The 725-nt window shown below is 64.1% G+C and carries 1 protein-coding gene; it reads left to right on the forward strand.

Going from position 1 to position 725, the window contains the following annotated elements; translation table 11 throughout:
* A partial coding sequence (locus QKW60_RS20990; protein ID WP_282371666.1) for an EF-Tu C-terminal domain-related protein occupies positions 1–725 on the forward strand: 725 nt, incomplete at both ends.

Consider the following 725-nt stretch of genomic DNA (forward strand, 5'->3'; position numbering starts at 1 on the left):
GTCGAGATGGAAGTGCGCGAGCTTCTGTCGTCCTACGAATATCCGGGCGACGACATTCCGATCATCAAGGGTTCGGCTCTGGCCGCCCTTGAAGGCCGCGATGCCGAGATCGGCGAGAACTCGATCCGCGCGCTGATGGAAGCCGTCGACACCTACTTCCCGACGCCCGAGCGCGCCGTGGACCAGCCGTTCCTGATGCCGATCGAAGACGTGTTCTCGATCTCGGGCCGCGGCACGGTTGTTACGGGGCGTGTCGAGCGTGGCGTGATCAATGTCGGCGACGAGATTGAGATCGTCGGCATCCGCGACACCAAGAAGACGGTCTGCACCGGTGTGGAAATGTTCCGCAAGCTGCTGGACCGTGGTGAGGCCGGCGACAACATCGGCGCGCTTCTGCGCGGTGTCGACCGTGACGGCGTCGAGCGTGGCCAGGTTCTCTGCAAGCCGGGTTCGGTCAAGCCGCACACCCAGTTCGAGGCCGAGGCCTATATCCTGACCAAGGAAGAGGGTGGCCGTCACACGCCGTTCTTCGCCAACTACCGTCCGCAGTTCTACTTCCGCACGACCGACGTGACGGGCACGGTGAAGCTGCCGGAAGGCACCGAGATGGTGATGCCGGGCGACAACCTGAAGTTCGAAGTCGAGCTGATCGCCCCGATCGCGATGGAAGAGAAGCTCCGCTTCGCCATCCGCGAAGGCGGCCGCACCGTCGGCGCTGGCGTCGT

Source organism: Albidovulum aestuarii (assembly GCF_029961185.1).
GTDB classification, from domain to species: Bacteria; Pseudomonadota; Alphaproteobacteria; order Rhodobacterales; family Rhodobacteraceae; genus Albidovulum; species Albidovulum aestuarii.